8 protein-coding genes are annotated in these 9,132 nt (G+C 67.1%); 1 reads left to right on the top strand and 7 read right to left on the bottom strand.

Features of this window, described 5'->3' with window-relative positions; all coding sequences use genetic code 11:
- Positions 1 to 323 precede the first annotated feature (323 nt).
- On the top strand, positions 324 to 1,181 hold the full coding sequence (locus ACOJTD_RS04885; protein ID WP_420131806.1) for an alpha/beta fold hydrolase: 858 nt from the start codon (positions 324 to 326) through the stop codon (positions 1,179 to 1,181).
- A gap of 129 nt (positions 1,182 to 1,310) precedes the next feature.
- On the opposite strand, the gene ACOJTD_RS04890 is transcribed toward ACOJTD_RS04885, so the two are convergent.
- From ACOJTD_RS04890 to hypB, 7 genes are all read right to left on the bottom strand, one after another.
- Positions 1,311 to 2,657: a sensor histidine kinase gene (locus ACOJTD_RS04890; RefSeq protein ID WP_420131807.1), complete on the bottom strand. Its 1,347-nt coding sequence runs from the start codon at positions 2,655 to 2,657 to the stop codon at positions 1,311 to 1,313.
- A complete protein-coding gene (locus ACOJTD_RS04895; protein ID WP_420131808.1) occupies positions 2,647 to 4,095 on the bottom strand; it encodes a sigma-54-dependent transcriptional regulator in 1,449 nt (482 codons plus the stop codon). The genes ACOJTD_RS04890 and ACOJTD_RS04895 overlap by 11 nt, the downstream gene beginning before the upstream one ends.
- A gap of 16 nt (positions 4,096 to 4,111) precedes the next feature.
- A complete protein-coding gene (hypE, locus tag ACOJTD_RS04900) occupies positions 4,112 to 5,158 on the bottom strand; it encodes a hydrogenase expression/formation protein HypE (protein ID WP_420131809.1) in 1,047 nt (348 codons plus the stop codon).
- Positions 5,155 to 6,297: a hydrogenase formation protein HypD gene (gene hypD / locus ACOJTD_RS04905; RefSeq protein WP_420131810.1), complete on the bottom strand. Its 1,143-nt coding sequence runs from the start codon at positions 6,295 to 6,297 to the stop codon at positions 5,155 to 5,157. Before hypD ends, hypE begins: the two co-directional genes overlap by 4 nt.
- Positions 6,294 to 6,527, bottom strand: a complete 234-nt coding sequence (locus ACOJTD_RS04910; RefSeq protein WP_420131811.1) for a HypC/HybG/HupF family hydrogenase formation chaperone — start codon at positions 6,525 to 6,527, stop codon at positions 6,294 to 6,296. Before ACOJTD_RS04910 ends, hypD begins: the two co-directional genes overlap by 4 nt.
- Positions 6,527 to 8,779 (bottom strand): carbamoyltransferase HypF, encoded by a 2,253-nt coding sequence (hypF, locus tag ACOJTD_RS04915; protein WP_420131812.1) that lies wholly within the window; start codon positions 8,777 to 8,779, stop codon positions 6,527 to 6,529. The genes ACOJTD_RS04910 and hypF overlap by 1 nt, the downstream gene beginning before the upstream one ends.
- 3 nt (positions 8,780 to 8,782) lie before the next feature.
- The coding region (gene hypB, locus ACOJTD_RS04920; protein ID WP_420131813.1) for a hydrogenase nickel incorporation protein HypB at positions 8,783 to 9,132 on the bottom strand (350 nt) is incomplete at its 5' end.

Here is a 9,132-nt window from a genome sequence, read left to right on the forward strand (position 1 = left end):
CAGCTGGTACTTCAGGAAGTCGCTGGCGACCTGTGCATTCTCACGCAATTCGCTGGTATCGACGCGCACGGGCGCATCGCCCGACGGCTTCCGGACTCGCTTAGGCACGGACATGAAGAAGCCCCTTGCAGGCTTGTACCGGCCGATCCCACCCCGGGCGGCCGAGCCTGCGGTCGTTTTGAATCAACAGTGCTGGCAGAACCATCGAAGATACAATCTAGTGTTGCAACACATTTTCAACTGGGCAAGCCTGTTGTTGCGCCATCGCGACTGCTATCCGGCGCTCCCACCTGCCGTTGAACCATCCTGCACCACGAGATTCGATGCAAAATCCGGAAAGCCGCTTCTATCGTTCGCATGGTCTGCGCCTTCATTATGTCGACTGGGGCAACGACACGGCGCCGCCGCTGCTGCTGATCCATGGCGGACGCGACCACGCGCGCAGCTGGGACCATCTGGCCCGCGCGCTGCGGCAGGACTTTCACGTCGTCGCCCCGGACCTGCGCGGCCATGGTGATTCCGACTGGTCGCTCGGCGGCAGCTATAGCCTGCCCGAATACGTCTACGACCTAACAAGATTACCGCCTTTTCAAGGACGCGGACCGATCACAGTGATCGGGCACTCGATGGGCGGCATGGTCAGCCTGATCTATGCCGGCACGTTTCCCGAGCAGGTCAGCCGGCTGGTGGTTCTGGATGGTATCACTGTATTGCCGGACGCGACGAAAGCCCCGGCGCACGAGCGCACCCGGAAATGGATCGACCAGCTCGAAGCACTCGAGCAGCGCAGTCCGCGGCGCTATCGCGACATCACCGAGGCCGCTGCTCAGATGCAGGCGCACAACACCCGGCTATCACCCGAGCTGGCGCTCCACCTCGCCACTCACGGCGCGAAGCAGAATGCCGACGGCAGCTATGCCTGGAAATTCGATCCGTATCAGCGGGTGATGGCGCCGCACCGGCTGTGGCCGGACGACCATGTCGAATTGTGGCGCCGCATCACCTGCCCGACGCTGCTGATGTTCGCGGGCGAAAGCTTCCTGCGCGACGCCGCCGCAGCCGGCATCACCAGCCACTTCCCCAACGCCCGCGCCGAAACCGTCGAAGGTGCCGGCCACTGGCTGCAGCACGACAAACCGGACGAGGTGCTGCGGCTTGTGCGGGAGTTTTTGCTGGGGTGAGCGATTCCATTCGCTCATGAATCCGGCGTGGCCGGGCTCGTCGCGGCCATCTGCGCCCTGAGCGATCGCGGCGCAGAAGACGTGGATGGCCGCGACAAGCGCGGCCATGACGGAGAAGCGTTACGGTTGCTACGCCGCTGCGAGCGTCAGCGTGAACACCGCACCGCCGCCCGGTTTGTTACTTGCCGCCAGCGTGCCGCCGTGTTCGCGGGCGATGCCGTAGCTGATCCACAGGCCCAAACCTGTTCCCTCTCCGACCGGCTTGGTGGTGAAGAACGGCTCGAAGATCTTGTCGATCAGCCCATCCGCCAGCCCAGGGCCGTTATCGGCGACGGTGATCAGCACGTCGCCACCGTTGCGCTGCGCGACGATGTCGATGCGCGGCTCGGCGTGGCCGCGCATCGCGTCGAGCGCGTTGTCGACGAGGTTGACTATGATCTGGTGAAACTGGCCCTCATTGCCGACCACCGCCACGTCCGGCGCGATGTCGAAGGATAGTTCGACGTGCCCCGGCTTGGCACGTGCGGCCCAGCGCGCGGCGGTGCGCACCACGCGGTCGACATCGACGCGCTGGGTCTCGCCGCTCTTCGGGAAGCTGAGCCGGCGCAAATTCTTCACCACGTCGGAGACGCGCATCGCGCCTTCCAGCGTGCCCTCGATCAGTGACGCATAGTCCGCCAGCAGCGCGTCGATCTTCAGCTCACGGCGCAGCCGCTCCACCTCGACCGGATCGGCGCCGTGATGGATCGCCGTCAGATAGACCGACATCCGCTCGCGATATCGTTCCAGCGTATGAATATTGCCATAGATGAAGCTGATCGGATTGTTGAGCTCGTGGGCGACACCGGCGACGAGGCGGCCGAGGCTCGCCATCTTCTCCTGCTCGACGAGTTGGCGCTGCGCGCGCTGCAGCTCGCTATGCGCGGTGTGCAGCGCCTCGTAGGCCCGACGCAGCTCGCCGATCGGGCGACCGGTGAGCACCGTGCCGACACGGGCGCCGGCCGGATCGCAGCGGGTCGCGCCGTTGATGGCGTAGAGATCCGACGGCCCTTTCGTGGTCGCGAAACGGATCTCCAACGCGACGGTCTCGGCAGCCGACGGCGCGCGTAGCATCGCCTCGATATGCGCTCCATCCGGCGGATCGACCAGATCGGCAAGCGAGCGCGCAAGCAAAGCCTCGGCCGGACTGCCGAGCAGCCGCACCGCAGCGGGATTGACCTGCAGCACCACGCCATTGCGGTCGCAGACGATCAGGATGTCGGAGACGGATTCGATGACGCTGGAGATGAAGGCCTGCGCTTCTTCGAGCGCGGTGTTCTTCTCCTCGAGGTCGGTCTCGTAGCGCAGCAGATCCGCATAGACCTCGTCCATCTTGCGGATCACTTCGATCCAGGCCGCCTCCTGATCGCCCGCGAACGGCGACAGCAGGGGCGAGCCGACGCGGTCGATCAGACTCTCGCCGCGATCAGACCTCATCGGCGAGCCCCTTGCGCAGATCGTAACGGCCGAGCTTGTTGCGCAGGCCGACGCGCGACAGGCCGAGCTCACCCGCGACGCGGCTGATATTGCCGCCGTGGCGGTCCAGCGCCTCGACGATCATGTGCCGCTCCAGCGCCTCGATGTTGGTCTTCAGCGAGTGGCCCGCGTGGTGCGACGGCTTCAGCTCGATCGGCGCGCCGCCCTTGCGGATGCGCGGCGACAGATCGGGCTCCTGCAGCCAGCCGTCATTGGTCAGCACCACCATCCGCTGGATTTCATTCTGCAACTCGCGGACATTGCCCGGCCAGTCGTAGTGACGCATCCGCTCCAGCGTCGCCGGTGTAAAACCCTGCACCGCGCGGCCATAGGATTTGGTGACGTCGGCGAGCACCTTCGCGGCGATCAGCGGCAGATCCATCGGACGTTCGCGCAGCGCCGGCAAATGCAGCGGGAACGCGGCGAGCCGATAGAACAGATCGCGGCGGAAGCGGCCGGCGCGGACTTCAGCTTCGAGATCGCGGTTGGTCGCGGCGACGATGCGGACATCGACCTTGCGAACGCGCTGCGCGCCGAGCGGACGGATCTCACTCTCCTGCAGCACGCGCAACAGCTTGACCTGAAACGCCGGCGAGGTCTCGCCGATCTCGTCAAGAAAGATGGTGCCGCCGTCGGCGACTTCGAACAGCCCGATGCGATCCTGATAGGCACCGGTGAACGCGCCTTTCTTGCAACCGAACAATTCACTTTCCAGAAGTTCATCCGGCAGCGCGCCGCAATTCTCGACCACGAACGCCTTGCCGCTGCGCGCCGACCCATAGTGGATCGCGCGCGCCAGCAGCTCCTTGCCGGTGCCGCTCTCGCCGGTGATCAGCACCGATATGTCGAACTCGGCGGCGCGCTTGCCGAGCTCGATGACGTCGCGCAGCGGACTATCCGGCGCATGGACGATGCGGTCGAAGTCGTACAGCTTGCGCGCGACGCCGCGCTTCTCGGTGACGACACGCTGCACCCGCTCCGGCGTCAGCTTGACGTCGACGCCGGCGGTCTCGGTTTCCTTCTGCAGCCGGAACAGCTCGACCGCGCCGCGCACCGTCTCCAGCAGCTTGTCCGGATGCCACGGCTTGGCGATGTACTGATAGATGCCGGCCTCGTTGATGCCGGCGATGATGTCTTCGGAGTCCGAATAGCCCGAGATGATCATCCGCACCGGATCTGGCCAGGTCTCGCGGACATGCTTGAGGAAGTCGACGCCGGTCTCGTACTGCATGCGCTGGTCGCACAGGATGGCGTGAACAATCTCGCTTTCGAGCACGCGCCGCGCCTCGCCGGCGTCCTTGGCGCAGATCACCTCGAATTCATCGCTCAGCACACGCTTGAGCGATTCGAGCGATCGCACCTCGTCATCGACCACCAGGACCGTCGCCTGCCCGCTCATTGCCGTCATTCCACGTTCAACAAATCCGCGGCAATTGCTCGCCGGCCAGCCAGTCGACGATGCGGCCGCCGCCGAACGACGTCGTCATCTGAACAAAGGAGTGATCGTCTTCGATCACCTCGCCGATCCGCGCCGCGGCGCGGCCGAGCGGATGCGCCCGCATCGCGGCCAGCACGGCGTCGGCCACCTCGGGCGCGGCGATGGCAATCAGCTTACCTTCATTGGCGACATAGAGTGGATCGAGCCCGAGTAGTTCGCACGCCGCCGCGACTTCCGACCGGACCGGCACGGCGTCCTCGTCAAGCCGGAAACCGACCGCGGATTGCTGCGCCAGTTCGTTGAGCGTCGCCGCCACGCCGCCGCGGGTCGGATCGCGCATCACCCGCAGACCCTGCGGCGCCGCCGCCAGCATCGCGGCGACGAGATCATGCAGCGCCGCGCTGTCGGACACGATCGAGGTTTCGAACGCGAGGTTCTGCCGCTGGGACATCACCGCGACGCCATGGTCGCCGATGAAGCCGGACAACAGCACCTTGTCGCCCGGCCGCGCCAGCTCCGAAGACAGCACCAGATCGCGCGGCGCAACGCCGACGCCGGTGGTGGTGATGAACACGCCGTCCGCCTTGCCACGCTCGACCACCTTGGTGTCGCCCGTCACGATCGGCACGCCGGCGGCGCGCGAGGCTGCCGCCATGCTGTCGGCGATCCGCTTCAGGTCGGCGAAGGCAAAGCCCTCTTCGATGATGAAGCCGGCGGACAAGTACAAAGGCCGAGCGCCGGCCATGGCCACATCGTTGATGGTGCCGTGCACCGCGAGCGAACCGATGTCGCCGCCCGGGAAGAACAACGGCGACACGACGAAGCCGTCGGTGGTCATCACCATGCGGCCTGCCTCGACATCGAACGCCGCCTGATCGTTGCCGGCGCGTAGCAGCGGGTTGTCGAACGCGGCGTGAAAGATCTCGCTGATCAGATGCGCCATCGCGCGGCCGCCGGCGCCGTGCGAGAGATCGACGCGGCCATGCACCAGATCGAGTTTGCGCCGTCTGATCCGGTCGCTCATGCTGCCGTCCTCCGCGCATGGTCGCGGAAGCGACCGTAGGTCCAGTGCGCCGCGCACGCGCCTTCCGAGGACACCATGCAGGAGCCCATCGGCGTCTCCGGCGTGCACAGCGTGCCGAACAATTTGCAGTCAGTCGGCCGCTTGATGCCGCGCAGGATGGTGCCGCATTCGCAGGCCGGATTGTCGGCGGCGGAAATCTCCGCCATCGCGAAGCGCAGCTCGGCGTCGAACGCCGCATAGTCCGCACGCAATCGTAGCCCGCTCGCCGGCACGCGGCCGAAGCCGCGCCACTCGAAGACGTCGCGAAGGTCGAACACCGCGGCGACTTCGGCCTGCGCGCGCTCGTTGCCGGCCGGCGTCACCGCGCGGCTGTACTGGTTCTCGACTTCGGCGCGGCCGTCATTGACCTGCAGCACCAGCATCAGGATCGCCTGCATCACGTCGAGCGGCTCGAAGCCGGCGACCACCACAGGCTTCTTGAACTCGCGCGCGAACGGCGCGAACGCATCCGCCCCGATCACCGCGCTGACATGCGCGGGGCCGACGAAGCCGTCGAGCCGCGGGCCGGGCTGGCCATCGAGATCGGGATGTTCGAGGATGCCGCGGATCGCCGGCGGCGTCAGCACGTGGTTGCAGAACACGCTGAAATTAGCGAGGCTCTTGGCCGCCGCGAGTTTGATCGCCAGCGCGGTCGGCGGCGTGGTGGTCTCAAAGCCGATCGCGAAGAACACTACCTCGCGCTCCGGCTCGGCTTGCGCGATCGCCAGCGCGTCGACCGTCGAATACACCATGCGGATATCGGCGCCGGCCGCCTTGGCGCGCAGCAGCGAGGCGCTGTGCGAGCCCGGCACGCGCATCAGGTCGCCATAGGTGCACAGCGTCACCTCGGGCCGCATCGCAAGCGCGATTGCCATGTCGATGCGGCCGACCGGCAGCACGCAAACCGGACAACCGGGGCCATGCACCATGCGGACATTCGGCGGCAGCAGGTCTTCGAGGCCGTAGCGCGAGATCGCGTGGGTGTGCCCGCCGCAGAATTCCATGAAGTGATAGCTGCGGCTCGGATCGGCCGCCTGCGCGATCGCCGCCGCGATGCCACGTGCGACTCGGCCGTCGCGATATTCGTCGACATATTTCATGACGCGGCCTCTGCCGGCGCCGCCATCTCGGCGAGCAGCGCCAGCGTCTGCTTCGCCTCCTCCGGGTCGATCCGTGTCAGCGCGAAGCCGACATGGACCACGACGTAGTCGCCAACCGCGACGCCCTCGACCAGCGCTACCGAGATCACCTTGCTGACGCCGTCCAGCGACACCCGCGCCATCTGCTCGGGCAGCAGCTCGATCACTTCGGCCGGAATGGCGAGACACATCAGCGTTGCTCCTGTTCGGCGATGAGTTGCCCGGCGATCCACGCCTGCCCGAGGCTGAGACCGCCATCGTTCGGCGGCAATTGCCGCGCCAGCAGCGGCACGAGCCCGCGCGTACGCAGCCGCGCGGCGAGATCCTCGCTCAGCACGCGATTGAGGAAACAGCCGCCGCCGAGTGCGACGGTGGTGAGTCCGGTCTGCTCCGCCGCCTGCGCCGCCCAATCCGCGAGCGCGGCGGCCAGCGTGCCGTGGAACAGCTCGGCGCCGACGCGCACGTCAGGATTGTCGGCGAGGTCGGCAAGCAGCGGCGAGAGATCGAGCGTGCCGGCGTCGATCTCCCAGCCGCCGCTCCGCACGCGCGGGCTGTGCACCAGCGCCTCGAGCTGCATCGCCGCCTGGCCTTCGTAACTCTGCACGGCACAGACCCCGAGCAGACCGGCGGCGGCATCGAACAGTCGGCCGGCGCTGGTGGTCGTCGCGCATCCATGATTTGCTAGCATCGCGGCCAGCGCCGCCGCGCGCTGTTGATCGGCAAAGCGCGTGGCGATCTCGCCACCACGCCCCAGCGCATGCAGCGCCGCCGCCGCCATCCGCCACGGCTCGCGCGCCGCCGCATCGCCGCCCGGAAGAGCCAGCGCCGCCAAATGGCCGAGCCGGGTGAAGCGCGGACCATCGACGCGAAACAACTCACCGCCCCAGGCACCGCCGTCGCTGCCATGGCCATAGCCGTCGAGCACTACGCCGAGCAGCGGCGCGTCGAGGCCGTGCTCGGCGGCAATTGCCGCCACATGGGCGTGATGATGCTGCACGGCGACCAGCGGCAGGCCGAGAGTCTCGGCGAAGCGCGTCGAAACGAAGTCGGCGTGCAGATCGTGCGCCACCGCTATCGGCGCGGCACCGACCAGATGCGTGAGGTGATCGATGGTTTGTTCGAAGAACCGCACCGTGTCGGCGGTCGCCAGATCGCCGATATGCTGTGACAAGAACGCTTCGCGCCCGCGCGTCAGAGTGATCGTATTCTTCAAGTACGCGCCGACCGCCAGCACCGGCGGCACGGCGCGCGGCAACACGATCGGCCGCGGCGTGTAGCCACGGGCGCGGCGCATGAAGCTCGGCGCGCCATCGATGATCGCGGTGACGCTGTCGTCGGCGCGGACCACGATCGCGCGGTTGTGGTCGACGATCAGATCGGCGACACCCGCAAGCGTGCGCTCAGCGTCATCGATCACGATCGGATCGCCGCCGAGATTGGCGCTGGTCGCAACCAGCACCAGGTCGACCGCCTCGCGCGGCCAGGTGCGGCCCGCCGGCGAGCCGGCGGCGGCGTGGAAGATCAGCTGGTGCAGCGGCGTGTAGGGCAGCATGACGCCGAGCGCCTGCAGCCCGGGCGTCACCGACGGCGCCAGCGCGCCACGAGATCGCAGCAGCACGATCGGCCGCTCGACCGACTTCAGCAACGCGCGCTCGGCGTCGCTGGCCTCGACAATGCCATCGAGCGAGGCTTCCGATGCCACCATCACGGCCAACGGCTTGCCGTCGCGGCCCTTGCGGCGGCGAAGCTCGCCGACGGCGGCCTCGTTGGTCGCATCGCACAGCAAATGATAGCCGCCGAGGCTCTTCATCGCGACGATGCCGCCAGCGCGCAGCCGCGCGACAATCGCGGCGATCGGATGACTGAGGCGCGGGCCGCAGGCCGGGCAGGCGATCGGCTCGGCGTGGAAGCGGCGATTGGATGGATCGCGGTAATCACGCGCGCAGGCGGCGCACATTGAAAACTGCGCCATCGAAGTGTTGGCGCGATCATACGGCAGGTGCCGCGTCAGCGTATAGCGCGGGCCGCAATGCGTGCAGTTGACGAACGGGTAGCGATAAAAGCGACTCGTCGGATCGAACAGGTCGTCGAGGCAAGCCTCGCAGGTCGCCGCATCGGCGCCGATCCGCGTAGTGACGGCGCCGCCGCGGCTGGCGGCGATGTCGAAGCTGACCTCGCCGCGCGGGCGTAGCATTTCTGTCTCGATCGACTCCACGCGGGCCAATGGCGGAGCTTCGTGGCGCAACGCCCCCACGAAATCGTCGAGCGATGTCCCCTCGACCTCGATCAGCACGCCCTCGGCATCGTTGGCGACGAAGCCGCCGAGCCGGTAGCGCTGCGCCAGATTGTAGACGAACGGCCGGAAGCCGACGCCCTGCACGCCGCCGCGCACCCGCACCCGGGCGCGCGCGATATCGGCGGGCAAGGCGGAGGCCGGTTGCATCGCTTACTCCGCGGCTTTGGCGGCGGCGCGTGACGCAGCGGCGCGCTTCGCGATCCAGGCATAGAACGCCGGCATCCCCTCGCCGCTCTTCGCCGACACCGTCAGCACCTCAATCTTCGGATTGACGCGGCGGGCGTATTCGATCGTCGCCGCCAGGTCGAAATCGAGATGCGGCAGCAGGTCGATCTTGTTCAGCAGCAACAGATCGGCGGCGGCGAACATGTGCGGATATTTCAGTGGCTTGTCCTCGCCTTCGGTGATCGACAGCACCACCACCTTGTGCGCCTCGCCAAGATCGAACGCCGCCGGACAGACCAGATTGCCTACATTTTCGATGAACAACAGACCGCCCT

The sequence above is a fragment of the Rhodopseudomonas sp. genome (genome assembly GCF_048594845.1).
GTDB lineage: Bacteria > Pseudomonadota > Alphaproteobacteria > Rhizobiales > Xanthobacteraceae > Rhodopseudomonas.